Below are 26,495 nucleotides of genomic sequence, written 5' to 3' on the forward strand. Positions count from 1 at the left end.
CGGTTGCGGCGACGCACTACGAAAGCCGTTTTGTCGCGATCCTTCGCGCCCCCCTCTGTCCTGCCGGACATCTCCCCCAAAAGGGGGGAGATCGGACTTCGCGTTTGTCTGCCGTCATCCTGCAACGCTGGCGATTGGCGAAATCGCGGATAACAGCCAATCTCCCCACAAGTGGGGGAGATGTCCGGCAGGACAGAGGGGGGCGCTGTCCCGCCGGCATCGCTGGTTTTGCCGCGTGGACTTTCCCGCCCGATTTCCAACAGATTGTCAGCAGCCGGCCGCGAGACGGTTTTCATTCCCGGCCGAGGATATTATGACTGACCCGTAGGGGCGGCTCCAGCTTCAAACAATCAAGAGGACATCATGACAATACGCGCTGTCGTCTGGGGCGAGAATATTCATGAGCGGACCAACGAGGTGGTCGCGGGCATCTATCCCGAGGGCATGCATGCGACGATCGCCAATGCGCTGAAGCTCGACCCGGAGATATCAGTATCCTGGGCAACGCTGGAGCAGAAGGAGCATGGGCTGCCGGCCGACCGTCTGGCCGAAACCGATGTCTTGCTGTGGTGGGGGCACAAGGACCATGGCGCCGTCGCCGACGAGATCGTCGAGCGCGTGGCGCGCCGCGTCTGGGAGGGCATGGGGCTGATCGTTCTCCATTCCGGCCATTTCTCGAAGATTTTCAAGAAGCTGATGGGCACGCCCTGCACGCTGAAATGGCGCGAGGCGGGCGAGCGCGAACGGCTCTGGGTGACCAGCCCCAACCATCCGATTGCTGCCGGGATCGGCGAGTATTTCGAGCTCGAGAACGAGGAGATGTATGGCGAGCAGTTCGCCGTGCCGGAGCCGCTCGAGACCGTCTTCATCTCCTGGTTCCAGGGCGGCGAAGTGTTCCGGTCGGGGCTGACCTATCGCCGCGGCGCCGGCAACATCTTCTATTTCAGGCCCGGCCACGAGACCTATCCGACCTATCACGACGCCAATGTCCAGAAGGTGCTGCGCAATGCGGTGAAATGGGCGCATAACCCGCAAGGCTCCAATCCGGCCATTCTCGATGCGCCGAACGTGCCGGTGGAAAAGGCGCTCGAGCCGATCGTCGAGCGCGGCGGAAAACTTCATTCCGCGGGCGAAGCCGGCTTTCGCTAGGCTACGATCCCGAACCGTTGGTTCGGGAAATCCAAGATCAAACAAGAAGATAAAGCCCTGTCCTAAGGATAAAGAATCATGCGTCTGTTGATACTCGGTACCGGCTGGATGGCGGAGGAGCATGCCAGGCAGTTCGGCAAGATCGAGGGCGTCGAACTGATCGGCGCCGTCGATCTCGACCGTACGCGTGTCGACAAGTTTTCGGACATCTACGGTATCCCCAACCGGTTCGCGTCGCTGGACGAGGCGCTGGCATGGGGCAAGTTCGACGCGGTGGCGAACGTGACGCCCGATCGCATCCACCATCCGACCACCATGATGCTGATCGCGGCGGGCAAGCCGGTGCTGTGCGAGAAACCGCTGGCCGAAAATTACCAGAGGGCCAGTGAAATGGCCGATGCCGCCGAGCGGGCCGGCATCATCAACATGGTCAACCTGACCTATCGCAATGTCGCGCCGCTGCAGAGAGCGCGCGCCATGGTGCTGGCCGGCGAGATCGGCACGGTCAGGCATGTCGAGGCGTCCTATCTGCAGAGCTGGCTGGTGTCCAAGTTCTGGGGCGACTGGCGCACCGATCCGAAATGGCTGTGGCGGCTGTCGCGCGGCCACGGCTCCAATGGCGTGCTGGGCGACGTCGGCATCCATATCCTCGATTTCGCCAGCTATGGCGCGGCGCTCGACATCGACCATGTGTTCTGCCGGCTGAGATCCTTCGACAAGGCGCCCGGCAACCGGATCGGCGAGTACGGGCTCGACGCCAATGACAGTTTCACCATGTCGCTGGATTTCAGCAATGGCGCCTTCGGCGTCGTCCATGCCAGCCGCTGGGCGACCGGCCATTTGAACGAACTCCGCCTGCGCATCTACGGCGACAAGGGCGGCATCGAAGTCGTGCACAATCTGACCGGCTCGGAGCTGAAAGTGTGCATCGGCGAAGACGTCGAGAACGCCAAATGGCAGGTTCTGGACGCCGGAACGGTGCAGACCAACTACCAGCGCTTCGTCGATGCAGTGCGCAACGGCGTCCAGGCCGAACCGTCGTTCCGGCATGCTGCCGAATTGCAGAAGGTCCTCGACCTCGCCGTCGTCTCGGATGAGAAGAGGGCTGAATTGAGCACGCACGCGGATACGCGATAGACTTGGGTTCCTGCGCCGTAGGGCGAGGGAGAGGTGGCCGCAAAGCGGCCGGAGAGGGGTCTTTGGCAGCGAGGGCCTTCGCAAGAACGAAATGTCTTTGATGTCGGGACAAGGTCGCACGCAATGACATGGTCAGCGCAATTCCCCCTCTCCGTCTCGGCGACCCGAGTGGTTTGTGAAACTCGCTAGCCGCGAGCGAGACTGAACTAACTCGGAAGGTCAGTTGACTCTTCGCCGCAACGGCCCATCGTTGATTGTTGGCCTACCTTTCCGACCAACTTTTGAACAGGGAGGAAACAATGGAAGCCGTCAATCGTAGATCCACAATTGCACTCGGTCTTACACTGGCCGCAACGCCTCTGATCGCTTGGGGGACACCAGCAGCCGCCCAGACTTACGGCCCCGATGAGGGCAAGGAGGTCTCACCCGGCGTCAGAGTTGTAGCGCTTGGTGAGCGCAAGTCGGTCATACCAGCCTATGCAACGGTGAAGCTGCGCGATGTTGTCATTCAGCCCGGAGCGAAGACGACTGACAACATGATGAAGAACGACATGCTCTGCCACATGACTGAGGGAGAACTTTCGGTCGTTCACAACAAACAAAAGTTCACAGTCAAGAAGGGCGATGTTTGGGCCTGCGCTAATGGCGCTACGACAGAAGGCACCCAGAACACGAGCAGTGCGGTCGCGATCATGCGGGTCATCGATTTGATGCCAGCATAAGGGAAGCGGCTGGTGGAAGTGCGGCAATGGCCGCCCTAAGAGGAAGCCCGGCGCGCATCTGTCGTATTAGGGAACGTCCAGCGAAGGGCCGCTTTCCATCCATCTCGGCCATCGACGACAACCAGCTGAGTTAAGTCAGAACCCTAATGCCTCAGGATCTTGCTCAGAAAAGCGCGGCTGCGGTCGGTCTTCGGGTTGGAGAAGAACTCGTCCGGGGTACCGCTCTCGACGATGGCGCCGGCGTCCATGAACACGACGCGCTGGGCGACCTTGCGGGCAAAGCCCATCTCGTGCGTCACCACCATCATGGTCATGCCTTCCTCGGCCACCGCGACCATGACGTCGAGCACTTCCGAGATCATCTCGGGATCGAGCGCCGATGTCGGCTCGTCGAACAGCATGATTTTGGGGCGCATGCCGAGGCAGCGCGCGATCGCCACGCGCTGCTGCTGGCCGCCTGAGAGCTGCGCCGGATAGGCGTCGACCTTGTCGGCGAGGCCGACCTTGGCGAGCAGCTCGCGCCCGGCCTTCTCGGCTTCGGTGCGCGGGATCTTGCGGACATGGATCGGCGCCAGGGTGACGTTCTCGAGCGCCGTCTTGTGCGGGTAGAGGTTGAACGACTGGAAGACGAAGCCGATCTCGGTGCGCAGCCGCGTCATGTTGGTGGCGGGGTCGCCGAGGCGCTGGCCGTCGACCGTCAGGTCGCCGTCGCGGATTGTCTCGAGCCCGTTGATGCAGCGGATCAAGGTGCTCTTGCCCGAGCCGCTCGGGCCGCAGACGACGACCACTTCGCGCGGCTCGACGCTCAGCGTGATATCCCTGAGGACGTTGAGCTGGCCGAACCATTTGTTGACGCCGCGAAATTCGATCATGCCGGCACCATTCTTGCTGCTGAGGTTCGTCATATCTCCACCTCGCCATGGGCCGCACCCATGCGCTGTTCCAGCCGTCGGGCCAGCATGATCAGGGGGTAGCAGACGATGAAATAACCGAGGCCGACGAGGAAGAAGACCAGCAGACCGTTCGGCACACGCTGCACAATCAGCCAGCCGACGCGGGTAAGGTCGGTCAGCCCGATCGCCGAGACCACCGAGGAATCCTTGATCAGCAGCACATATTGCCCGACCAGCGGCGGCAGCACGATGCGCATCGCCTGCGGCAGCACGACCTGGCGCATGCGCTGCCAGCGCGACAGGCCGGATGCCAGCGCCGCCTCTACCTGGCCGGTCGGCACCGAGCGGATGCCGGCGACGACGATCTCGCATATGAAGCAGGCGGCCAGGTTGGTCAGCGCGATGATGCCGGCGGTGAAGGCGTCGAGCTCGATGCCGAGTTCCGGCAGGATGAAGAAGATCAGGAAGATCTGCACCAGGAACGGCGTGCCGCGGATCAGGTCGACCCAGGCGCCGATCGCGCTGCTGATCAGCCGGTTGCCGCCGGTGCGCAGGATGCCGAGGCCGAAGCCGAGCAGCGTTCCCAGCACCAGGCTGATCAGCGACAGCACCACGGTCATGCCGAGGCCGCGCAGCGCGAGGGGATAGCTGCCGGCGATGCTTTGCAGCTGCTGCCAGATCATGTCCGTGCCCCCGCCAGGCCGAGCCAGCGCCCGGACAGCGCCGCCAGCCCCTTCAGCCCGTAATAGAGCAGGAGGTAGAAGGCGGCGATGGTGATGAAACCTTCCGCCGGCATGAAGCGGTCGGAGGCGAGCAATTGTCCGGCGCGCGTGAGTTCGGCGACCGAGATCAGCGACAGCAGCGCGGAATCCTTGACCAGCACGATCGCCTGGCCGAGCAGCGGCGGGATCGTCACCTTGAACGCCTGCGGCAGGATGACGAGGCGCATGCGCTGGACATAGGTCATGCCCGAAGCGACGCCGGCCTCGACCTGGCCGCGCGGGATCGACAGGATGCCGGCGCGGATGATCTCGGCGACGTAGGCGCCGCTGTTCAGCGACAGGGCCAGGATGCCGACGACGAGTTCGGGCAGGACGAAGCCGAGCCGCGGCAGGCCGAAATAGAGGAAGTAAAGCTGCGCCAGCAGCGGCGTGGCGCGCACCGCGTCGATATAGGCCTTGGCCGGGACGCGGAACAGCCGGCCGCGCTGCAGGTTCATGGCGGCGAGCACGATGCCGACGGCGAGCGCGCCGGCAAAGGAGAGGACAGAAAGCCACACGGTCGTGACGAGGCCCTGCCCGAACAGGGGCAGATATTCGACGATGGTGCGGAAGCTGAAGTTTTCGAGCATGGGTGGGGCGGTGAATGGTGAATGGTGAATGGTGAGTAGTGAGTAGCGAATAGCGAATAGCGCTTACTGATCCCTACTCACTATTCACTATTCACTATTCCCTCTACTCAGTGATCCTTCTTCCAGGCGTCGGAATTGACCCAGTAGTCGAGGTTCTTCTGCAGGCGGCCGTCTAGGCTGACCTGGTCGAGGAACAGGTTCATCCAGGTCAGCAGGTCCTGCTCGTCATAGCGCGTGGCGAAGGCCAACGGCTCCTTCGACAGCATGTCCGGCATGATGATGAAGCTGCCGGCCGGATAAGCGGTCGACTGGCCCTTGACCGCCGAGACGTCGTTGACGCCGCAATCGGCCTGGCCGTTGTTGACTGCGTCGAGCAGCAGCGGGCCGCCGCCCTTGTAGCTCTTGATGTCGGCATCGGGGAAGGCGGCCTTGGCTTCCTTCTCGCCGGTGGCGCCGAGCAGCACCGCGATCTTGGTGCCCTTGGCCTTGCAGTCCTCGGTGGACTTGAAGGCGGTCCCAGCCTTGGTGAAGACGGTGCTGCCCGTGTACATGTAAGGCTTGGTGAAGGCGACCTTCATGCCACGCGCCAGCGTCGGCGTCATGTCGGCGACCAGAAGATCGGCCTTGCCCGACAGCAGCGCCGGGATCAGGCCATCCCAGTCGAAGTCGAGGAAGGTGATCTTGACGCCCATTTCCTTGGCCATCAGTTCGGCGAGTTCGACCGAACTGCCGGTGCGCTCGCCGGCGGCGCCGACCAGCGAGAAGGGCGGTCCTTGCGTCTGCACCGCAACGCGCAACTCGCCGCGCTTGGTGATCTCGTCGAGGGTTCCGGCACTGGCGGCGGCGGTGAGGCCGGCGAGCGCAAGTCCGGCGATGAAAAGCTTGGCAATCTTCATTTGGGCATTCCTCCTTGTTGTCGTTTGTTGTTCCACTTGTTGTTTCACCCCATCGAGGTGCTTTTTGAGCGGCAGCGCCGTTGCCGGCGGCGACCACCGTTCGAAAATCCTTCAGTCCCAGCTCACCGTTTCGGCGACCTTGATGCCGCGCCTTGCCAGTTCATCGAGGAAGCGGCCATCGGGCACATGCAGCAGCGGATTGAGCAGGCCGGGCGCGGCGATCTCGCGCCGTGCCAGCATCTGCGCCACGATGCTGGCGGGATAGCCGACGCCGAGGCTCATGCCGAACAGGCCGGAGGCGAGGTCGCGTTCGATGACCAGCTCCGAGGTCACCGTCTTGCGGCGGCCGCCTTCGCTGCCGACAAAGACGTTGCGCATGACGCAAAGGTCCTTCTCATCGGCGCCATATTGCAGTTGCGGGCCAAGCAGCCGGCCGAGAAATTCGCGTGGGCTGACGCCGGTGCCGGGCACCTTGTCCTCGGACAGGAAGCCGAGCTGCTTCAGCGGCGCCCAGAACGCCGACCAGCCCGGCCAGCGCAGCGAATAGCGGCCGGAGCGCTGCAGCCCCTTGGCGGCGGCGAGCATGCCGGCATAATGCGGCGCGTCGCCATTGGGGAAGGCTTCCAGCCTGCCCAGCCCGGCGATCTCGATGTCGTGGATGAAACGATTGTCGTGCTGGCGGGCGGCCGGCACATCGACCCGTTTGCCGTCCTCGACCAGCACGCTGTCGCGGTTCTGGCTGACCAGAACCATGTCGAAATTCCAGCTCACCTTGTAGCGCAGCGGCTCGACCACCGCCTTCGGCTCGGGAATGCCGCCGCAGTAGGAATCGATGGCGATGATGGTGTCGAACTGGCTTGCGGCGCGTGCGTAGAGCACAAGGTCGATGCCGGGGTCGAGCCCGCATTCGGTGACGATCGAAACGCCGGCCTTTTCGGCCTCGGGAGCGAGATCGGCGATGGCCTTGCCGTAATTGGTGGTGACCAGCGGCGTGCGCGTCGCGATCGCGGCTAACACCGCCTCGCGCATCAGCGGTTGCGGCAAGAGGTCGATGACCGCGTCGACGTCCTTCATCACATCGGCCAATGCTGGGCCGATCGCGCCCTCCGGCACGACGAAACGCACCCGGGCAAGGTCGGTCAGGCCGCCAAGCCGCGCAGCGCCGTCGGTTGCAGTGTCGACGCAGACCACTTGCTCGACGCCGTCGCTGGCAACGAGGTCAGCGATCGCCGCCCGGCCTTGCAGGCCGAGGCCGCCGAGAACCGCGATCTTCATGCCATTTCCTTCCGCGTATCGTCCGACCAGCAGCCTTCCGGCAGGCTGACCCATTTGTTGCAGGACGCCATGACGACGAAGGTCTCGCTGCGCACGACTTCGCCCGGCTCGCCGGCGCCGGGGATCAGCTCGCTGGTGACGCGGTAGAGATCGGCGACATCACCAGCCACGGTTACATCGACGATGATGTCGAAGCGCCCGGTGACGACGGCGGCCGAGTTCACGAAAGGCAATTCCGAGATGCGCTGCGCCAGTTCTCGCGCCCGGCCGCGCCCTTGCGCATTGATGCCGACGATCGCCGAGATCAGCTCGGGGCGTTCGGTCAGGTTGAGCAGCCCGACGATCTTGAGCAGGTTGCGGTCGAGCAGATTGCGCAGCCGCATGCGGACCGTCGGCACCGAGATCGCCATCTTCTCGGCAAGGCGGTTGACGCCAAGCTGCGCGTCCTGCGACAGCAGCTTGACCAGTCGCCGGTCGGTCTGATCGAGATGTTCCCGCAAACGCTCAGGCTTTCATAAAGGGAAAGAAACGATTGGATTTTCTTTCAGATATGAAAATACCTTATGAGAGATTTTTAACAACGGCAAGAGCCATGTCATCCGCCATGGCTCTGCGCCCTGTCGGGAGTTTCGTCGCGGGCGCCACATTTTGTTCTTGCTTTGTGCCGGCAGCTATGCTACTAATTCAGGTATGGTGCCAATTGGCTCCAACGACTCGTCCTCCCGAGGCGGGTTTTTGTTTCCGGATCTTTTTTTGAAGGTTCAGCGCCGCCGGGTTAAGGTTGGCGGGACAGCGTCGTTCTGCGGGGCGCAGCCGCAACTCATGCCTTCACGTGACGGGCGGAAAGGCTCATCCGCGAAATGGCCAAAAGCGGCTTTTCAACAAAACCGTAGCTGGCCAGGGAGACGGCAATGCAGGCTGCGACAATAACCAGGCCTGCAAGCCATGGTGATACGCTGACGCTTGCAACGACAGGAGCGGTCGCAAGCAGCACGATAGGATGGGTCAGATAGAGAGAGTAGGAAGCATCACCCAACCTTGCCAGCACGCGAGGAGCAAAAAACGGAAGTAGCTTTCCAGGCTGATGCAACCCGCGACAAGGATCAACGCCGGGATTCCCTGAGCAAGGGTTCGCGGCAAGTTGAAGCCAAGTACCATCACCAGCATGGACACGATGGCGAACACGATTGCCGAGACACCCGGGACGGCAGGCAAACGCGCCAGTCTGCCGACCAGGTGGCCGAGAGCCATGCCGGCAAGGAACTCAAACAGGATTGGCGTGGTATAGAAAAACAGCACAGTGTCGGCGGCGGGTTTGAAGATGATGCGCGCCGCCACGGCGATTGCAAAGACAACGCCGACCGCGGCCATTTGCGTCAACCTGCCAAAACGCATAGTCGCCGCGAACAGAATGTAAAACAGGATTTCCAGATTGAGCGTCCAACCCACCCCAAGCACCGGTTGGACATAGCCTGTGACCGTATCGAGATAGGGTATGAAAAGCAGGCTATTGCTGATCTGCTCAAGAGACACTGCACGACCGGCAAACAACCAAAGTGCGGCGAGCATGAGGAAGGTCATGACCCAATAGAACGGAACGACGCGCGTGAACCGCTGCATCAAAAATGCTCGGTGGTCGCGACGTCTGTTCTCCGTCGAGAGAATCATGACAAAACCACTGATGACGAAAAACAGGTCGACGCCACTGTTTAGAACGGGAATACGCAGATCGAGCATGCCCAGTGCGGCCGGAAGATGATAGATAACAACCATGAGGGCTGCAAGCCCGCGCAGGACCTGTATCGATGTATATTGTTGAACCCGACGCGGCGCAGCGTGATCATTCTGTGGAATGATGTTCATCAAAAATGGTTCCCCGGTGCGGGAGAGCTTTAACACACGTGATCGTTGGTGTGCTGATTAACTGCTGGTTTAATTAATACATAAAGTTTTAGATAAGTTTTACTGAAATTAGCGCGCGGCCACACTTGGGCTCGCCCGACTTTGTCCTGCCTCGTTGCCAAAAACTTGGCATCTCCCCGTGAAGAGGAGATTGGCCGTCATCAACATGTTCCCCGCGCTAACGGCTGGCCTCGAAGATGGCGACGGCTGCCGCTGTCAGCGCGGCGTTACCGGGTGCGACCGTTCCATCAGGAAGCACCTTGCCGTCTTCCAGTCCGACACGCGTCGACCAGCCACGCGCCGCCGCCCGGTGCACGAACGGCCAGACCGTGGCGTCGGCGCCGTGCAGCAGGATCGCCCGGCGCATCCCGGCGCCGTCGAGCACGGTGGCGATATCATCGCTGATCTCCAGCGCCGCGTCCGGCTCCTGCTCGGAGATTTCGATCAGAATGCGCAGCACGCGATTGCCATGGTCGAGGCTCACTAGGCGTTCGGCGTCGGCGACGGAGGCAAGCCCGGCCTCGATGCCAATGCCGCGCTGGCGCAGACGGTCCATGACTGCGGGCGCGGCGTCTTCGCTGAGATTGACCGAGGCGTAGTCGGGCAGCTCGCTCCAACCGGCGATCGCGGCCAGTGTCCGCTCGTCGTCATTCTCGATCCAGGCGCCGGTCGACACGCCCATCAGCGTTCCAGGGCAGGCGCGACGAAGCGCTAGCACAGTCTGGTCCATCGTCGCCGGCGCAAGACTTTCGCGGCCGTCCAGCCCGCGGGCATGAACATGCAGTTCGGCGGCACCGGCGGCGACGCAGGTCGCACCGTCGCGCGCCATGGCTTCGGGATCAAGCGGCAGTCGCGGGTGGAAATCGGCGCTGCGCGCACCATTGATGCAGGTCTGGACGATCATGCCAGGGGCAGTCCGGTTGCGGTTGCTGCCAGTCTAGCGCGGGCCAGTGAAAACCGGAATCGCGCTGGTGAAGGCTCCTGACATCTGGACGCGGCACAGCCCGAATCAGTCTGGCAGAATGCACCTCTATCGTGTTGTTCGGCTTAGTCTTCTTAGCAAACGAACATCCGTCGGGCAGAGTTACGGCGAAACACCCAACTCGCGTAATGCAGCGTTGGCGGCACGGTATTCGATAAAACTCTTTGGACAATGGCTGACCGTATGCCTGTAAAGCCATAGGGCGTGATCGCGGTGCCCTTTGAGCCGGCTGAGTTCCGCGTTATAGAAACTGATCTCGCAAAATTTGCCGTGTTTCTTGGTTGGATCCGAGTCATCGACGTCGTTCAATGTCGCGGTCGGCGTCTTTTCGCCAAGCAGCATTCGAACCATAGGCGCCGGCCACTTCGTCATGTCGAGCTTAGAAGCTGCCTCCCGCAAATGGCCCGCCGCACCGTTGCGTCGTTCAACAATATCCAGCCAGATGGCAAAATAGGCGTAGTCGGGCTTGAGCGCAGCCGCCTTTTCAAAGTCAGCCTGCGCCTTGGCCAGCGAGCCAGAATAGAAATAGAGAACACCCCTGTTTGAGTAGCTGTACGGATAGTTCGGATCGAGCAGGATCGCTTGGTCGAAGTCAGCAATGGCTCGACCGTCGCCGGTCTTTCCCATCCAGGCAATGCCGCGGTTGTGGTAAATTCTTGCATTTTTCGGATCGAGACCAATCGCCCGGTCGTATTCGGCGATGGCCTGATCGTACTCACCTCGCTTGTTCCAGAGAAAGCCTCGGTTGCTGTAGGCGATGGCAAGTGTTGGGTCGATATCGATTGCGTGGCTGTAGTCCGCGAAGGCGCGAACATCGTTCTCCTTTGCCACCCAGGCCAAGCCCCGATTATTATATGCGAGGGCTTGTTTCGGGTCGAGCTTGATCACCTGGTCGTAGTTGGCGATGGCGCGATCATTGTCTCCCTTGCTAGCCCAGGCGATACCTCGATTGAAGTACGCTTTGGGGTCTTTCGGATCGAGGCTGATCGCCTTGTCGTAGTCGGCGATGGCGTGGTCATTGTCGCTCTTGCCTGACCAGGCCACCCCTCTGTTGTACCAGATGCTCTCATCGTTCGGATCGAGGCTGATCACTTGGTTGTAGTCGGTGATGGCGCCGTCAAAATCGCCGTCCGTCAGCCGGGCGTTGCCGCGCCGGTAGTAGGCATGCGCGTTTTTCGGATCGAGGCTGATTACCTTGTCATAGTCGGCCAGCGCGCGCTCCTCTTCGCCCTTGCTGGTCAACGCATCGGCGCGGCCATTCAGGGAACCGACGTCATTCGGGTTGAGCCTGATGGCCTGATCGAAGTCGACTATCGCGCGATCGTCGTCGCCTTTGCTTGACCAGATCAGCCCGCGATTGTGGTAGTTTCTGCCGTCTCCGGGATTGAGGCTGATTGCCCTGTCATAGTCGGCCAAAGCCCGGTCGTTCTCACCCTTGAAGGTCCAGGCGACGCCGCGGTTGTAGTAGGCATCGCCATATTTTGGATCCAGGCTGATCGCCTTGTCCAGATCGGCGATGCCCTTGTCGTAGTCGCCCTTGAAGACCCAGCTGATGCCCCGGTTATAGTAGCCGCTGGCGACGGTCGGGGCGATGCCGATGAACGCGCTATAGTCGGCAATGGCGCGGTCATAGTCGCCTCGTTCCGTTAAGGTATTGCCGCGCTTGAAATAGGCAATACCACGGTTTTCGACGGGCTCTGTCGCATCCTCGATCATGCGCGTGCAGGCGGCGATCCGCGTGCTTGCCTCGACCTCGTCATCGCTGACGCAGTCGCTGCTGGCAGCCAGCGCCGGAAGCCCCGTGACAGGCAGGAGGATGAGACCAGCCAGCGTGCGCCAGAAAAACCTGTGCCGTTCTCGAACCGGTCCGGTCAAATCGCTCCTCGGGTCATCAAAAATTCTTGGAAATTGTCTTCACGGAACCGCGCCCAACTCGTGCAGAGCGGCCTTGGCCGCAACGCATTCGTAATAGTCCCCAGGGCAATCGCTGGCAGCGACCCGGTAGAGCCGTAAGGCTTCGTCGTCATGGCGTTGCAGCCGATCGAGTTCGGCGATGAACAGGTTCGCCTCGCACGAATTGCCACGCTTCTTGGCCGGGTCGGCGTCGTCGGCTGCCGCCGATACCTCGGCCGGCGTTAGTTCTCCAAGCAGCATGCGAACCGCTGGCGCCGGCCATTTGGTCATATCGAGCTTTTCAGTCGCTTCCTGCAAGTGGCCCACCGCACCGTTGCGCCGCTCGGTCATCTCCAGCCAGATCGCAAAATAGGCATCGTCGGGCTTGAGCGTGGCCGCGTGTTCGAAATCGGCTTGCGCCTTGGCCAGAGCGCTCGAATAGAAGGAGAGAATGCCGCGGCCAAAATAGGCATAGGCATATTTCGGATCGAGGCTGATTGCTCGATCGTAGTCGGCGGTCGCGCGGGCGTAGTCACCCTTTGCAGACCAGACAACGCCCCGGCCATTGTAAGCACGGGCGTCTTTCGGATCGAGGCTGATCGCCTTGTCGTAGTCGGCAAGGGCGCGGTCATCGTCGCCCTTCTTGTGCCAGATACGGCCTCGGTACCTGAAGGCTTTGGCATGTACTGGATCGAGCATGATCGCCTGGCTGTAGTCGGCGATGGCACGGTCATCGTCGCCCTTGTGTGCCCAGGCATTGCCTCTGTTGTCGTAGGCAGTTGGGTCTTTAGGATCGAGCGTGATCGCCTGGCTGAAGTCGGCGATGGCGCCGTCATAGTCGCCCTTGTCAGACCAGACGAGGCCCCGGTTGTACCAGGCATCAACGTTTTTTGGGTCGAGGCTGATTGCCTGCGTGTAGTCGGCGACAGCGCGGTCGTCGTCACCCTTCTTCTTCCAGGCAATGCCACGGTTGTTGTAAGCGGTGGCGTCCTGGGAATCGAGGCCGATCGCTTGGTCATAATCCGCGATAGCGCGGTCGTAATCGCCCTTGTGTTTCCAGGCAACGCCTCGATTGTTGTAAGCACTAGCGTCCTGAGGATTGAGGCCGATCGCTTGGTCATAATCCGCGATGGCGCGGTCGTAGTCGCCCTTGCGTGCCCAGGCCAGGCCTCTGTTGTAGTAGGTGCTGGCCTCTTTCAGACCTAGGCCGATTGCCTGATCGTAGTCGGCAAGGGCGCGATCATTATCGCCCTTGCGTGCCCAAGCGATGCCACGATCTCCATAAGTGTCGGCATGTTTCGGGTCGAGGCTGATCGCACGATCATAGTCTGCAATGGCGCGGTCATAGTCGCCTTTTAGTACCCAGACAGCACCACGATTGCTGTAGGCTTTGGCGTCTTTCGCATTCAGACTGATCGCCTGTTCGTAGTCGGCGATGGCTCGGTCGTATTCACCCTTCTGTTTCCAGGCAACGCCACGGTTGTTGTAGGCTCCCGCATTTTTAGGATCGAGGCTGATTGCCTGGTCGTAGTCGACGATGGCACGATCATAGTCGCCCTTGTCTGCCCAGGCGTTGCCCCGGTTGCTATGGGCATCGGAATGCTTCGGATCGAGGCTGATGGCCTGATCATAGTCTGCAATGGCGCGGTCGTAGTCGCCCTTGTGCTCCCAGGCGACACCTCGGCTGTTGTACGCCTCGGGGTTTGTCGGATCGAGGCTGATCACCTGGCCAAAATCGGCGATGGCGCGATCATTTTCGCCCTCTTCGACCATTGTGGTGCCTCTGACATAGTAAGCACCGGCGAATTTCGAATCGAGGTCGATCGCCTGGCCCAAATCTGCAATCGCACGGTCGTAGTCGCCTTGTGACGCCCGTGCCTCGCCGCGCTTGTAGTAGGCAGTCGCGCGGTTTTCGACAGGCTCTGTCGCATCCTCGATCATGCGCGTGCAGGCGGCGATCCGCGTGCTTGCCTCGACCTCGTCATCGCTGACGCAGTCGCTGCTGGCGGACAAGGCCGGGAGCGCCGAGATCAGCATCGCGACGAGGCAAACGAGGAATTGCCGGACTGACCCGTCCCTTTGTCGAACCCATCCGATCAATTCGCCCCCCATCGCGGCAAGCCCAGCTGCATTGTATTCAACGAAATCCCCGAGACAATCGCTAACGAGCTCACCCGGCAAGAAACGGGTGGTCCGCGCGCGCCGTTTCACCCATCTCAATGACAGAGAAGCCACAGGAGGCGAAGCCATGACCATCCACTCGATCGGTTCGAAAGCGGCGGTGAAATCCGCGGAGGCGCGCGTTGCCGGATATGACTGGCGGAAGCTGGCCGATGAGCTGAGCGGCTATGGCTGCGCGGTGATGGAAAAGCTGCTGACGCCGCAGGAGTGCCGGCAGATTGCCGGACTTTATTCGGACGAGAGCCATTTCCGCAGCCATGTCCACATGGCGCGGCACGGCTTCGGCAAGGGCGAGTACCGCTATTTCCGCTATCCCTTGCCCGACTTGATCGGCGGCTTGCGCACCGCGCTCTATCCGCGCCTGGCCGCGGTCGCCAACGACTGGAACGCGCGCATGGGTATCGCGCAGCGCTACCCCGACGAACACGCCGCGTTCCTCAAGCAATGCCACGAGCAGGGCCAGACGCGGCCGACGCCGCTCCTGCTGCAATACGTTGCCGGCGACTTCAATTGCCTGCATCAGGATCTCTATGGCGATCTGGCGTTCCCGCTGCAGGTGGCGATCCTGTTGTCCGAACCCGGCAAGGATTTCACCGGCGGCGAGTTCGTGCTGACCGAGCAACGTCCGCGCATGCAAAGCCGCGCCGAGGTGGTGCCGCTGCGCCAGGGCGATGCGGTCGCCTTCGCGGTCCACAATCGTCCGGTCCAGGGCAGCAAGGGCAATTACCGCGTCAATCTCAGGCACGGCGTCAGCCGGCTTCGCTCCGGCATGCGCCACACCGTCGGCATCATCTTCCACGACGCCAAATAGCCGAGCCGCTCGGCCCGGCGGCTATTACCTGGAAAAATCGCTGCGCACGATGCCGTGGCGCTGGAGCTTGTCGTAGAAAGTCTTGCGCGGAATCCCCAGCGCTTCGATCGTGCGCCTGACGTCGCCCTCGTTGCGGCCAAGCGTCTCGCGGATGATGTCGGCCTCGTAACGCTCCAGCCGCTCCGGCAGCTTCATGGCGGTGTTCGATTGGGCCGGGGCAGGGGGTTGTGCTTCGGCGCCTTCCTCCAATCCAAGCACAAACCGCTCGGCGAAATGCGCCAGTTCGCGCACATTGCCCGGCCAGTCATGGTCGCTGAGATGGCGATGCACCGTCGCCGGCACTGCCGGCACAGGGCGGTGGAAGCGGGCGGCGGCGCGCTCGGCGAAATAGAAGAACAGCAGGGCGACATCTTCGCGGCGTTCGCGCAGCGGCGGGATCGAGATCGTCACCACGTTGAGCCGGTAATAGAGATCCTCGCGGAAAGCGCCGCGCTGGCGCGGATCGCCGAGATCGACCTTGGCGGCGGCGACAACACGCAGATCGACCGGCCGCACCTCGTTGGTGCCGAGCGGAGTGACCTCGCGCATTTCCAAGACGCGCAGCATCTGCACCTGTGTCGAGACCGGCATGCTTTCGATCTCGTCGAGGAACAGCGTGCCGCCGCTGGCATGCTCGATGCGGCCGATCCGTTTCTTCTGCGCGCCGGTGAAGGCGCCGGCCTCGTGGCCGAACAATTCGCTTTCGATGACCGTCTCCGGCAGCGTACCGCAATTCAGCGCAACGAAATTGCCCCTGGCGCGGCGGCTCCAGCGATGCAGAAGACTGGCTACCACCTCCTTGCCGGAGCCGGTCTCACCAGTCACCAGCACATCGACATCGGTGTCGGCGATCTGGCGTAGCGTGCGGCGCAACCTTTCCATCGCCGGTGTCTGGCCGATCAGCGGCAGGCCGTCCTGCGCCTCTCCGGCCGCGTCGCGCAGGGCCCGGTTCTCCATCACCAGGCGGCGCTTTTCCGCCGCGCGACGCACGCTCTGCACCAGCCGGTCGGCGGCGAAGGGCTTTGTGATGAAGTCGTAGGCGCCGTCCTTGATCGCCTTGACGGCCATGGCGATGTCGCCGTGGCCGGTGACGAGGATGACCGGAATGTCCGCATCCAGCCGCAGGACACGGTTGAAAAGCTGCAAGCCGTCGATCTGAGGCATGCGGATATCGGACACCACGACGCCGGCAAAACCGGCGTCGAGCCCGGCCAGCGCCTCGGCCGCCACCGCAAAGGCCGAGACCGAGAAGCCGGCAAGCTCCAGCGTCTGCGCGGTGGCCTTGAGGAGATCGCGGTCGTCGTCGATCAGGATCACCGGCGCGGCATTGTCGTTCGTCATGATGGCTTACGCTGCTGTCTGGAGATGAATGGTGAAGCGGGTGCCGCTGTCGTCGCTCGAAACGTCGACGCGGCCGCCATAATCGGCGACGATGTCCTTCGAGATGACGAGGCCAAGGCCAAGGCCTTTTTCCTTGGAAGTGTTGAACGGCGTGAACAGCGATTTGAGGATCCCTGGCGGAATGCCCGGTCCGTTGTCGGACACGGCGACCGTCACGCCGTCCGCGGTCTCTTCGACCGATACCTGCACATGAGCGTCGTTGCGGCCGTCGAGGGCTTCGAGCGCGTTCTGGAAGAGGTTGATCAGCACCTGTTCGAGCCGGACCCGATTGCCCATGACCTTGAGGCTCGGCGGCGGCAGGTCGATGGCCAATGCGTCGAGCCGGCCGGCAAAGCGGCTTCTCAACAGCATGACGGCGCCCTCGATGACACCGCGCAATTCGACAGGCTCGGCGGCTGTGCGGCCCTTGCGGGCAAATGCCTTCAACTCCTCGGTGATCGAGCCGATGCGTTCGGTAAGGGCTGCGATGGCACCGAGGTTTTCCTCGGCCGGCCCGGTCTGCTTGCGGTCGAGGAAGGTGCGGGCGTTGTCGGCATAGGCACGGATGGTGGCGACCGGCTGGTTGATCTCGTGGGCGACGCCGGCGGCGACCTGGCCGAGGATGGCGAGGCGGTTGGCCTGGACCAGATCCTGCTGCACCACTTGGAGTTTTGCCTCCGTGTTGCGGTGGCCGGTGATCTCGGCCTGCAACCGGTCGCGGGCTTGGCTCAGATCCTCGGTGCGTTCGACGACGCGGCGTTCGAGCTCGGTGCGCGCCGCCTGTTCGGCGGCAATCCGCATCTGCGCCGACTGCCGGCGCCACAACAGATAGGCGGCCAAGCCGAGCAGCGGGACGACGACGCCGAGCGCAAGGAGACGCATTTCGCGGACGGCGGCGGCGATCGGCGCTTCGACCGGGACGAGATAGTCGAGCCGCCATGGGGTCGAAGGGACCGGCGTGGAAAGGCTGAGATACTCCGCGTCGCTGCCGCCCGGCGTCACCGCGTGGACGATGGACACATCCGGGCTGAGCGCCTGCGGGTGCATGATCGGCAACGGCACAAGCGGCGCGTCGCCGAACTGTTGGCTGTCGCGAATTGCGGCCTGCTTGGGAGCGGCCAGCTGTGCGGTTGTCATGAAGCGCCAGGACGGCACGCTGGTGATCAGCACGACACCATTCTCGTCGCTGACATAAGCCGGGCGGTTCGCCTCGCGCCAGTCGGCTTCGAGCTGGTCGAACTCCATCTTGACGACGACGACGCCGAGCGGTGCGCCTGTGTCGCCGACGCGCCGCGAAATGTAGAGGCCGGGACGCTTGCTGACATTGCCGAGTGCAAAATATTCGGCGGTTCCGGCCTGCATTGCGCCGGAGAAATAATCGCGAAAACGGTAGTCATTGCCGACGAAGCTGATCGGCTCGCGCCAGTTGCTGGAGGCGATCGCCAGTCCGTCGGTGCCGATGACATAGAGCACCGACGCCTTGGTGCCGGAGACCAGCCCCTCGAGCTTGCGGTTCAGCACATCGATTGCCGCGGCATTTTCCTGCGACAGCGCGTCACGCACTTGCTGGTCTGCGGACAAAAGCAGGGGTAGGGCGCGCGGGCTTTCGAGCACGGCGCGCAGCAGCGCGACCTTCAGATTGGCGTCGGTACGCCCCTGCGCCGCCAGGGTTCCGACCTCGGCGGTGCGGCCGTAAAGGCCGGCGCCGTGGAGCGCTGCCGTGACCATCAGCAGGGCGACGGCCGCAAACAGCAACCAGGCTCGGCGCGCGCGCCTGGCGAGTTGCTCGGGCGTCGAAGACAAGGCACCGGCGGGGCGTTGCAGCATCGCCCATTTGTGCATGAACTCGCACAAAACACAATTCGACCTATGCGGAGAGTCGCACTTGGCCAGGTGTCCAGCAGTGCGGACGTTTGCGAATGCTCAACAAAATCAATGATGAAAACTCTTCTGCGTATCTGGCACGGCTGTTGCAGAAACGAATTCAGCAGTCGCGAGGCTGCTGGTCAAACAACTGCCCCGGGGAGTCGAGCTTTCGATCGGGGCGCCATGGAGGACGTCATGCAGACAGCAATCGCTGCCGCCGAGCCGCGCGGCAAACTTCCCTTATACCGGCATCTTTATGTGCAGGTGCTGGCGGCGATCGCCGCCGGCGTGCTGCTCGGCCATTTCTATCCGGAAACCGGCGAGGCGATGAAGCCGTTCGGCGACGCCTTCATCAAGCTGGTGAAGATGGTGATCGCGCCGGTGATCTTCCTGACGGTGGCGACCGGTATCGCCGGCGTTTCCGACTTGCAGAAGGTCGGCCGCGTCGCCGGCAAGGCGATGATCTATTTCCTGGTGTTCTCGACGCTGGCGCTGGTCGTCGGCCTGGTCGTCTCCAATGTCGTCCAGCCCGGCGCCGGCATGCACATCAATCCGGTCACGCTCGATACCACCAAGGTGACGGCCTATGCCGAGAAGGCGCACGACACAACCATCGTCGGCTTCCTGATGAACATCATCCCCGACACCATCACCGGCGCCTTCGCGCAGGGCGACATCCTGCAGGTGCTGTTCTTCTCGGTGCTGTTCGGTGTCGCCCTGGCGCTGGTCGGCGATCGCGGCCGTCCGGTCGTCGATTTCCTGCAGGCGCTGACCACGCCGATCTTCCGCCTCGTCGCCATCCTGATGAAGGCCGCGCCGATCGGCGCCTTCGGCGCCATGGCCTTCACCATCGGCAAATACGGCATCGGCTCGATCGCCAATCTCGCCATGCTGATCGGCACGTTCTACCTGACCGCGCTGCTGTTCGTGCTGGTGGTGCTCGGCGCGGTCGCCCGCTACAACGGCTTCTCGATCCTGGCGCTGATCCGCTACATCAAGGAAGAACTGCTGCTGGTGCTCGGCACTTCGTCCTCGGAAGCGGCATTGCCGGGCCTGATGGCCAAGATGGAGCGCGCCGGCTGCAACCGCTCGGTGGTCGGCCTGGTCATCCCGACCGGCTATTCCTTCAATCTCGACGGCACCAACATCTACATGACGCTGGCGGCGCTGTTCATCGCGCAGGCGACCGACACGCCGCTCACCTACGGCGACCAGATCTTGCTGCTCGCCGTCGCCATGCTGAGCTCCAAGGGTGCCGCCGGCATCACCGGCGCCGGCTTCATCACCCTGGCGGCGACGCTCTCGGTCGTACCCACCGTGCCGGTCGCCGGCATGGCGCTGATCCTCGGCGTCGACCGCTTCATGTCGGAGTGCCGGGCGCTGACCAACTTCATCGGCAATGCGGTGGCGACGGTGGTGGTGGCGCGCTGGGAGGGAGAACTCGACCAGACGAAGTTTGCCGCCGCCATGGCTGGCGACTTGCCGGAGGAAGTCGACCTGTCGATGCCGGGGTTGCAGGCCGCCTGACTGTTTAGGCCACATGACTGTAAGCCCGGAGCCGGTTCGCCGGCTCCGGGGCAAAAGCACCGGCGGTCGCGGCATGCCGCCTGAACGCAACCTGAAGTGGCCCTGTTTTCGACGCGGGGCTTGTTCCAGCCGCATTTGAAGGCCAGTATCCGCCATGCCTTCATGGCACCCGTCCGCTTCGCTCCCGACCTGATCGCGAGGCGAGACATTTCCGTCGGGCTCGGTTGCGACTCATCCTTGCCGAAATCGTCGGAGCTTTTGCTGCCGCCGACCCTGACCATGGCAGCAGGCCTCGAAGGCAATGGCGGCCTCAATACGAAGTCGCAAAGCGAAACGTGACCCGTCTCCTCGTGGAAAGCGCAAGCTTTTTCCCCGGGGAACTCGTTGCGCGCCAAGAGGGCGCTTGAAGAGGGGGCAGGCCATGAGGGCCTTTGCCGAACCAAAGCAAGATGCGAGGTCAAACGCGATGCAGTCTGTCCAAAACAGGATTCCGGTATCCATCATCATCCCGAACTACAACTATGCGCGGTTCCTCAAACGCAGCATCGACAGCGCCCTCGATCAGGACTACGCGGATGTCGAGGTCATCGTCGTCGACGATGCATCGCAGGACAATTCCACGACGATCATGGAATCCTATCGCGACGAGATACTCGCATGCCCGCGAGCACAAAATGGCGGACACGCGGCGGCGTTCAACACCGGCTTTGCGGCGAGCTCGGGCAAGATCGTCCTGTTCCTCGACGCCGACGATTATCTTTATCCAACCGCCGTCTCCACCATTGTCGACACCTGGGACGAGGCAACCGCTCAGGTCCAGTCCAGACTGCATATTGTCGACGAGGGGCAACGCATCAAAGATGTCTTTCCGCCGCCCGAACTGCCTTTCGACAGCGGCGACGTGATGCCGAAATTGCTGCACAAAGGCCGCTATCAGACGACCGTGACCAGCGGGTTGGCGTTCGACCGCGCAACGCTGGAATCGATCATGCCCATCCCGGAGCCGGAGTTCCGCCAGGGCGCCGACGGCTATCTTGCAACGCTGGCGCCTATGTACGGGCACGTCCAATCGATCGACGAATGCCTCGGCGCCTACCGGATCCATGGCGCCAACCATTCGGTCTTCGGTGAAAAGCTCGCCGAGCGGGCACGCTGGCGGGTAACCCACGATTTCCGCCGCATGCAGGCGCTGTCCGACCAGGCCTCCGGGATCGGCCTGACCATCGTGCCGTCGGATGCCGTCCGCCACGATCCGGTCCACCTGGAAGAGCGGCTGGCGTCGCTTTGCGCGGACAGAGACCGACACCCCGTAGCCGACGATTCCCGGCTGGCGCTCGGGGCGGCCGGTGCCGTCGCCAGCCTCGAAATGACCGCATCCCTGCGGCGGCGCGCAATCCTTGCCGCCTGGTTCCTGTCGGTCGGGGTGTTGCCGCGGAAAATGGCCACGGCGGTGCTGACGTGGAAGCTTGACGCGTCGTCGAGGCCGGCATTTTTGAGCCGCCTGTCCAAGAGAATCCGCCATGCGATGGGATAGGCGCTACGAAGCGACTCCGCCAGGTATTCTGCCAAGTCTGCAACCCGGCTGGATTGCGAACAATATCATTGTGGAACATGGTGATCCAAACCAAAGGACAACCAGCCCATGACCTGTTACGAGCCGATGCGTCCGATGGAGCGCTGTCCATCCCACCCCGGGGCGTTGCTCGACGACATTATCCCGGCAACCGGCAAGACCAAGGTGGAAATCGCCAATCTGCTCGGAATCTCGCGCCAGCAGCTTTACGATATCACCCGCGAAAAGAAGCCGGTGTCGCCGGCCGTCGCGGCGCGCCTTGGAAAGATGTTCGGCGACGGCGCCGCGATCTGGCTCAGGATGCAGGCCGCTTACGATGCGTGGCACGCGGAGCGCGAGGTCGACGTCAGTTCCATTCCAAGGCTGCATGCTGCCTGAGATGGAATAGATCGGCCGAACCACCGAGGCTCTCACAAATCGATCACGGCCCCTGCTGCCGGGATCGGCCCTCCGGTTCGACGGCTCGCTCGACCAGGACGTGCGCCTCCCGCGCGGCCTCGACGAACGCGTCCCTGGCGGCTTCGGTCCAGCGGTCGTCGCTCATGGCGCGACGGCATGTGCGCAGTGCCAAGCCGTGTTTGGCGCTGCCGGCGTCACGCCAGTGGGCTTCCAGTAATTCGACAGCCTGCCGTGCGTTGGAAATGTTGCGGATATCTCCCACGATGCCGACCGCAACCGCAACCGGCTTGGAAAACCATCCTTGGTTCATGGCGGAGCCTTCGACGTGTTGAACTACCTATAACGAAAATCGTAGCGCAAGGTTTCATTTGTGCCAGTCACCACGGCGTGAGGCGGCCCTCACTGCGCCTCGCGCAGCCTGACCACGACGCTGCGCGCCACAAGCACCAGCACCGTGATGACGATCAGGATCACCGAGAGTGCGGCGATCGCCGGGTCGATGTTGTCGCGCAGGCCCATCCACATCAAGCGCGGCAGCGTGATGGCGTTGACCGAGGTGATGAACAGGGTGACGCCGATCTCTTCCCAGGACAGCACGAAGGAGAGCAGTGCCGCGGTGACGATGCCGAACTTGATGTTGGGCATGATGATGCGGGTGGCACGCTCCCACACGGTGGCGCCGAGGCCGCGCGCGGCAAGATCGATGCGGCGGTCGAGCTGGCTGAGCGACACCAGGATCAGCACCGTGGCGAAGGGCACAGTCATCACCGCATGCGCCATGGCGACACCCAGCCAGGTGTCATAGCCGAAGAACGACGAGACACCCGAGATCGAGGTCAGCAGGAAGTAGAGCGTGATCGCCGAGACCACCGGCGGTACCACCATCGGCAGCAGCACGAAGCCGACCAATGCTGCGGTGAAGCGCGGCTGGAACATCCAGACGCCGAGGCTGAAGCACAGCGCCAGCACCGTGGAAAAGGCGCTGCTGGCGACGCCGATCCTGATCGAGAGCAGGATCGAATTGATCCAGCGCGGATCCTCGATCAGCGCCCGGTAATGGCGCAGCGACAATTCGCCGGACGGCATCGCCAGCATGCGGCTCGGGGTCAGCGATACCGGGATGACGGCGAGCAGCGGCAACAGCAGGAACAGCGCGACCAGGGCGGCGAGGATCAGCGAGACGGGACCGGGGCGGTAGGTCGGCATTCGCGCTACACCAACTGCTTTGGTCTGATATAGCGGAAAAGCAGCGCCATCAGCGCGCCGACGAACAGCACCAGCACAACGCTGATCGCGGCGCCCAGGCCCCAGTCTGGGCTCTGGAAGATGCGGAGATAGATCAACTCGGCGATCATCACGCTGCGGCCGCCGCCGAGGATTGCCGGCGTGACGAAGAAGCCGAGCGAAAAGACGAAGACGATCAGCGCCGAGCCGATGATGCCGGAGCGGGTCATCGGCACGAATACCGACCAGAAGGTGCGCATGCGGCTGGAGCCGAGGCCGCGCGCGGCAAGCAGCACGCGGTCGTCGAGGCTGCGCATCGATGAGGCCAGCGGAAACACGGCGAAGGGGATGAGGAAATGCGTCATGCCGACGATAACGCCGAACTCGTTGCGCACCAGCGCCAGCGGCTCCGAGATGAAGCCGACCGCCTGCAGCCAGGTGTTGATCAGGCCGCGATTGGACAAAAGCGCCACCCAGCCGAAGGCGCGGGTCAGCACCGAGATCCAGAACGGCACCAGGATGCAGAACTCGGCCACGACGCGCTGCACCGGCGTGCCGCGCACCCAGACAACGGTGATGGCGTAGGCGGCGGCAACCGAAACGATCGTCACGATCGCGGCGATACGCAGCGTGCGGATGAAGACCGACTGCACCAACTGATCCGTGAGCACCGCATTGTACTGCCCCAGCCCCGGCGTGGGCAGCGTAAAACTCCATTTGACCACGCCGAGGAATGGCCAGGCGTAAGCCAGCACAAGAAAGAGGAGCAGCGGCGTCATCAACAGCGCCGCGCCCATCCTGTCGGAGAGGTATGCTCTCATCCGGTTATCCCGGCTTGTCAGGCGGAGATGATCTTCGTGTATTCGTCGAGTGCCGCCCCGTAGTTCTTGGCGTACCAATCCATGTCGAGCGGGATCTGCTTCTTCATGTTCTCGGGATCGACGGGGTTGATGCGCTTCTTGTCGGCGGGGATCAGCGCGTCGGCGGCCGGGTTGGCCGGACCCTGGCCGAGCTTTTCGAACATGATGAGTTCCTTCTCCGGGTCCTGGGTGCTGGCGATGAACTTCATTGCCGCGTCCTTGCCGCCGGGATTGCCCTTGAGCACGGCGAGCGCGCCGGGCGAGATCAGGCCCTGGTCCCAGATGAACTTGATTTTGCCGCCGGAATCCTGCTCGATCAGCGAAGCCCGGGTCGACCAGACGACGGCCATCGACGCCTCGCCATTGAGCAGCACGCTCTGGCTTTCGGCGCCGCCACCCCAATAGGCGACGACGTTCTCCTTGAAGGCGGCGATCTTGTCATGCGCGCGCTTGAGGTCGAGCGGGTAGAGCGAGGCCGGCGCGATGCCGTCGGCAAGCAGTGCCGCTTCCCAGCTCGACACGCCCCATTTGTAGAGCGAGCGCTTGCCGGGGAATTTTGCCACGTCGAAGAAATCGGCCATGCCGGTCGGTGCCTGGCTGCCGTATTTCTCGGCATCGTAGGCGATGACGTAGGAGAAGAAATAGGTCGAGGCGGCGTATTCCCAGCCGAAGCCCTCGCGCATCTTCTTCTTGTCGACGATCGCATAATCGATCGGCTCGAGCATGCCTTGGGCGCCGAGCGTGATGGCCGAGAACGGATCGACGTCGACCAGGTCCCAGGTCGGCGCGCCGCTCTTGAACTGCGCTGCGATCGCACCTTCGGTCGGGCCGGAGCCGTCCATCTTGACGACAATGCCGGTCTCCTTGGTGAAGGCCTGGCCGTAAGCCGCATCATAGGCGGTGATGGCGTCGCCGCCCCAGTTGACCAGCACCAGTTCCTTCGCCGCGGCAAAGGCGCCGGTCGAGCGCAGCAGCATCGGCGTGCCGGCCAGCACCAGCCCTGCCAGCTGCGTGAACTGCCGGCGCGAGATCTCGCCGCGCACTGCCCTGGCGGATAGCGCCTCGATGGAATTTTTCTTGGTTTGGTTTGTCATGTCAGTTCCCCTTTTTTGTCGTTGATATTTCCCGAAAGTCAGCGTGGCGAATTCGCCACGCTGATCGTCATTGTCCTCCGTCCGGAAGGAGGAAACCCTTTTCCGCCGGCCATGTCAGCCAGACGGAATTGCCCTTGCTGAGTGCGGAGGCGGCGACCTCGTTCGGCACCGACACCGTCACCTTGGCGCCCTGGCGCGTCGTCAGATCGAGCCGCGTCGCAGCGCCAAGATAGGTCGAGGCGACGGCAGTTGCGGCAATGCCGTTCTCGCCCGCTGCCGCTTCCGGCGCGATCGACATGTATTCGGGCCGGATCGCCAGGATGGCGTCGCCACGGACCTTCTCGGCCTTGCAGCGCATGCTGATGGCGCGGTCTTCGCAGACGCCCGTCGAGCCATTGTCGGCCGGGCGCACGCCCTTCAGCGGCAGCATGTTGATCTCGCCGAGGAACTCGGCGACGAAGCGGTTGTCCGGCCGGTCGTAGACCTCGTCCGGTGCGCCGACCTGCAGCAATTTGCCATGGTTGAAGATGGCGACGCGCGACGACAACGCCAGCGCCTCGTTCTGGTCATGGGTGACGAAGACGAAGGTGGTGCCGGTCTCCTGGTGCAGCCGCTTCATCTCGGCCTGCATCTGCCCGCGCAGGCCCTTGTCGAGCGCCGAAAACGGCTCGTCGAGCAAAAGCACACCAGGCTCGAACACCAGCGCCCGCGCCAGCGCGACCCGCTGCTGCTGGCCACCGGACAATTGCGACGGCAGTTTCTTCTCGTGGCCCTTGAGCCCGACGCGCTCGATCATTTCGCCGACGCGGCGCTTGATCTCGGCCGCCGATTTCTTGCGCACCTTGAGTGGGAAGGCAATGTTGGCCTCGACGCTCATATGCGGGAACAGCGCGTAGCCCTGGAACACCATGCCGGCGGCGCGCTGCTCGGCCGGCCGCTCTGTGATATCGACGCCGTCGCTGTAAAGGCGACCGTCGGTCGGCTGAATGAAGCCGGCAAGGATCATCAGGAAGGTGGTCTTGCCGGAACCGGAGGGGCCGAGCAGGGTGAGGAACTCGCCACGGCCGATTTCGAGCGTCAGATCGTCCAACGCACGGAACGAGCCGAAGCTCTTGCCGATCCCGATTGCCTTGATCTCTGCGGCCCGGCCGGGTTGCTGCATCCTGCCCTTTCCTTAGCGTAGGCGAAATCGTAGGCAGGGCGGCGGCTCACCGCAACCGAATAGTTTTCGCCTGACCGGCAAATTTGATTCATCTATGCGCCAATCTCCCCCCTCGAGGGGGAGATGTCGCCGAAGGCGACAGAGGGGGTCGCTTCGCTTGAAGTGCCAACCTCCTCTGC

Annotated in this window: 25 protein-coding genes; 8 read left to right on the plus strand and 17 right to left on the minus strand. The window is 62.8% G+C overall.

The window, feature by feature from the left end; all coding sequences use genetic code 11:
• Nucleotides 1-363: 363 nt before the first annotated feature.
• The 3 genes from NKI95_RS16875 (at nucleotide 364) to NKI95_RS16885 (ending at nucleotide 3,008) form a co-directional block, all read left to right on the plus strand.
• A complete protein-coding gene (locus NKI95_RS16875; RefSeq protein ID WP_352718171.1) occupies nucleotides 364-1,149 on the plus strand; it encodes a ThuA domain-containing protein in 786 nt (261 codons plus the stop codon).
• A gap of 78 nt (nucleotides 1,150-1,227) precedes the next feature.
• The gene (locus NKI95_RS16880; RefSeq protein ID WP_352718173.1) at nucleotides 1,228-2,286 is read left to right on the plus strand and encodes a Gfo/Idh/MocA family protein; all 1,059 of its coding nucleotides are present in this window, start codon (nucleotides 1,228-1,230) and stop codon (nucleotides 2,284-2,286) included.
• A gap of 299 nt (nucleotides 2,287-2,585) precedes the next feature.
• Nucleotides 2,586-3,008 carry a hypothetical protein gene (locus NKI95_RS16885; RefSeq protein ID WP_352475654.1) on the plus strand — a complete coding sequence of 141 codons (423 nt, stop codon included), beginning with the start codon at nucleotides 2,586-2,588 and terminating at the stop codon, nucleotides 3,006-3,008.
• A 143-nt stretch (nucleotides 3,009-3,151) separates the two neighbouring features.
• Here the strand turns inward: NKI95_RS16885 and NKI95_RS16890 are convergent, their stop codons facing one another.
• From NKI95_RS16890 to NKI95_RS16935, 10 genes are all read right to left on the minus strand, one after another.
• Complete coding sequence (locus NKI95_RS16890) at nucleotides 3,152-3,880, minus strand: amino acid ABC transporter ATP-binding protein (protein WP_376703691.1); 729 nt, start codon at nucleotides 3,878-3,880, stop codon at nucleotides 3,152-3,154.
• Nucleotides 3,881-3,909: 29 nt separating this feature from the next.
• Nucleotides 3,910-4,584, minus strand: coding sequence for an amino acid ABC transporter permease (locus tag NKI95_RS16895; protein WP_352718175.1), 675 nt, complete (start codon nucleotides 4,582-4,584; stop codon nucleotides 3,910-3,912).
• Entirely contained in the window at nucleotides 4,581-5,252 is a 672-nt protein-coding gene (locus tag NKI95_RS16900; RefSeq protein ID WP_023720609.1) for an amino acid ABC transporter permease, read from the minus strand. The genes NKI95_RS16895 and NKI95_RS16900 overlap by 4 nt, the downstream gene beginning before the upstream one ends.
• 107 nt (nucleotides 5,253-5,359) lie before the next feature.
• Nucleotides 5,360-6,148, minus strand: coding sequence for an ABC transporter substrate-binding protein (locus NKI95_RS16905; RefSeq protein ID WP_023720608.1), 789 nt, complete (start codon nucleotides 6,146-6,148; stop codon nucleotides 5,360-5,362).
• A 111-nt stretch (nucleotides 6,149-6,259) separates the two neighbouring features.
• Nucleotides 6,260-7,423: a saccharopine dehydrogenase family protein gene (locus NKI95_RS16910; RefSeq protein WP_352718177.1), complete on the minus strand. Its 1,164-nt coding sequence runs from the start codon at nucleotides 7,421-7,423 to the stop codon at nucleotides 6,260-6,262.
• Nucleotides 7,420-7,923: an Lrp/AsnC family transcriptional regulator gene (locus tag NKI95_RS16915; protein ID WP_352467630.1), complete on the minus strand. Its 504-nt coding sequence runs from the start codon at nucleotides 7,921-7,923 to the stop codon at nucleotides 7,420-7,422. The genes NKI95_RS16910 and NKI95_RS16915 overlap by 4 nt, the downstream gene beginning before the upstream one ends.
• Before the next feature lie 505 nt (nucleotides 7,924-8,428).
• On the minus strand, nucleotides 8,429-9,286 hold the full coding sequence (locus tag NKI95_RS16920; RefSeq protein WP_352718179.1) for an acyltransferase family protein: 858 nt from the start codon (nucleotides 9,284-9,286) through the stop codon (nucleotides 8,429-8,431).
• Nucleotides 9,287-9,503: 217 nt separating this feature from the next.
• Nucleotides 9,504-10,229, minus strand: a complete 726-nt coding sequence (locus tag NKI95_RS16925) for a 3-keto-5-aminohexanoate cleavage protein (protein WP_352718181.1) — start codon at nucleotides 10,227-10,229, stop codon at nucleotides 9,504-9,506.
• A gap of 180 nt (nucleotides 10,230-10,409) precedes the next feature.
• The gene (locus NKI95_RS16930; RefSeq protein WP_352718183.1) at nucleotides 10,410-12,182 is read right to left on the minus strand and encodes a tetratricopeptide repeat protein; all 1,773 of its coding nucleotides are present in this window, start codon (nucleotides 12,180-12,182) and stop codon (nucleotides 10,410-10,412) included.
• A gap of 39 nt (nucleotides 12,183-12,221) precedes the next feature.
• A complete protein-coding gene (locus tag NKI95_RS16935; protein WP_352718185.1) occupies nucleotides 12,222-14,213 on the minus strand; it encodes a tetratricopeptide repeat protein in 1,992 nt (663 codons plus the stop codon).
• 235 nt (nucleotides 14,214-14,448) lie between these two features.
• On the opposite strand from NKI95_RS16935, the gene NKI95_RS16940 reads away from it, so the two are divergent.
• Nucleotides 14,449-15,192 (plus strand): 2OG-Fe(II) oxygenase, encoded by a 744-nt coding sequence (locus tag NKI95_RS16940; protein WP_352718187.1) that lies wholly within the window; start codon nucleotides 14,449-14,451, stop codon nucleotides 15,190-15,192.
• A 24-nt stretch (nucleotides 15,193-15,216) separates the two neighbouring features.
• Here the strand turns inward: NKI95_RS16940 and NKI95_RS16945 are convergent, their stop codons facing one another.
• Nucleotides 15,217-16,572, minus strand: a complete 1,356-nt coding sequence (locus NKI95_RS16945; protein WP_352718189.1) for a sigma-54-dependent transcriptional regulator — start codon at nucleotides 16,570-16,572, stop codon at nucleotides 15,217-15,219.
• A gap of 6 nt (nucleotides 16,573-16,578) precedes the next feature.
• Nucleotides 16,579-18,438 carry a sensor histidine kinase gene (locus tag NKI95_RS16950; RefSeq protein WP_352718191.1) on the minus strand — a complete coding sequence of 620 codons (1,860 nt, stop codon included), beginning with the start codon at nucleotides 18,436-18,438 and terminating at the stop codon, nucleotides 16,579-16,581.
• Between the two features lie 234 nt (nucleotides 18,439-18,672).
• Between NKI95_RS16950 and NKI95_RS16955 the strand changes: the two genes are divergently transcribed.
• The 4 genes from NKI95_RS16955 (at nucleotide 18,673) to NKI95_RS16970 (ending at nucleotide 21,955) form a co-directional block, all read left to right on the plus strand.
• Nucleotides 18,673-20,004: a dicarboxylate/amino acid:cation symporter gene (locus NKI95_RS16955; protein WP_352718193.1), complete on the plus strand. Its 1,332-nt coding sequence runs from the start codon at nucleotides 18,673-18,675 to the stop codon at nucleotides 20,002-20,004.
• 96 nt (nucleotides 20,005-20,100) lie between these two features.
• Nucleotides 20,101-20,343: a hypothetical protein gene (locus tag NKI95_RS16960; RefSeq protein WP_352718195.1), complete on the plus strand. Its 243-nt coding sequence runs from the start codon at nucleotides 20,101-20,103 to the stop codon at nucleotides 20,341-20,343.
• 127 nt (nucleotides 20,344-20,470) lie between these two features.
• A complete protein-coding gene (locus NKI95_RS16965; protein ID WP_352718197.1) occupies nucleotides 20,471-21,538 on the plus strand; it encodes a glycosyltransferase family 2 protein in 1,068 nt (355 codons plus the stop codon).
• 108 nt (nucleotides 21,539-21,646) lie between these two features.
• The gene (locus NKI95_RS16970; RefSeq protein ID WP_352718199.1) at nucleotides 21,647-21,955 is read left to right on the plus strand and encodes a HigA family addiction module antitoxin; all 309 of its coding nucleotides are present in this window, start codon (nucleotides 21,647-21,649) and stop codon (nucleotides 21,953-21,955) included.
• 43 nt (nucleotides 21,956-21,998) lie between these two features.
• On the opposite strand, the gene NKI95_RS16975 is transcribed toward NKI95_RS16970, so the two are convergent.
• From NKI95_RS16975 to NKI95_RS16995, 5 genes are all read right to left on the minus strand, one after another.
• Nucleotides 21,999-22,286 (minus strand): DUF982 domain-containing protein, encoded by a 288-nt coding sequence (locus tag NKI95_RS16975; protein WP_352718200.1) that lies wholly within the window; start codon nucleotides 22,284-22,286, stop codon nucleotides 21,999-22,001.
• A gap of 89 nt (nucleotides 22,287-22,375) precedes the next feature.
• Nucleotides 22,376-23,182, minus strand: a complete 807-nt coding sequence (locus tag NKI95_RS16980; protein ID WP_352718202.1) for an ABC transporter permease — start codon at nucleotides 23,180-23,182, stop codon at nucleotides 22,376-22,378.
• A 5-nt stretch (nucleotides 23,183-23,187) separates the two neighbouring features.
• Nucleotides 23,188-24,021, minus strand: a complete 834-nt coding sequence (locus tag NKI95_RS16985; RefSeq protein ID WP_352718204.1) for an ABC transporter permease — start codon at nucleotides 24,019-24,021, stop codon at nucleotides 23,188-23,190.
• Nucleotides 24,022-24,038: 17 nt separating this feature from the next.
• Nucleotides 24,039-25,154, minus strand: a complete 1,116-nt coding sequence (locus NKI95_RS16990) for an ABC transporter substrate-binding protein (RefSeq protein ID WP_352718206.1) — start codon at nucleotides 25,152-25,154, stop codon at nucleotides 24,039-24,041.
• Nucleotides 25,155-25,221: 67 nt separating this feature from the next.
• Nucleotides 25,222-26,316: an ABC transporter ATP-binding protein gene (locus NKI95_RS16995; RefSeq protein WP_352718208.1), complete on the minus strand. Its 1,095-nt coding sequence runs from the start codon at nucleotides 26,314-26,316 to the stop codon at nucleotides 25,222-25,224.
• Nucleotides 26,317-26,495 lie beyond the last annotated feature (179 nt).

Source organism: Mesorhizobium sp. M0306 (genome assembly GCF_040321655.1).
Taxonomy (GTDB): Bacteria; Pseudomonadota; Alphaproteobacteria; order Rhizobiales; family Rhizobiaceae; genus Mesorhizobium.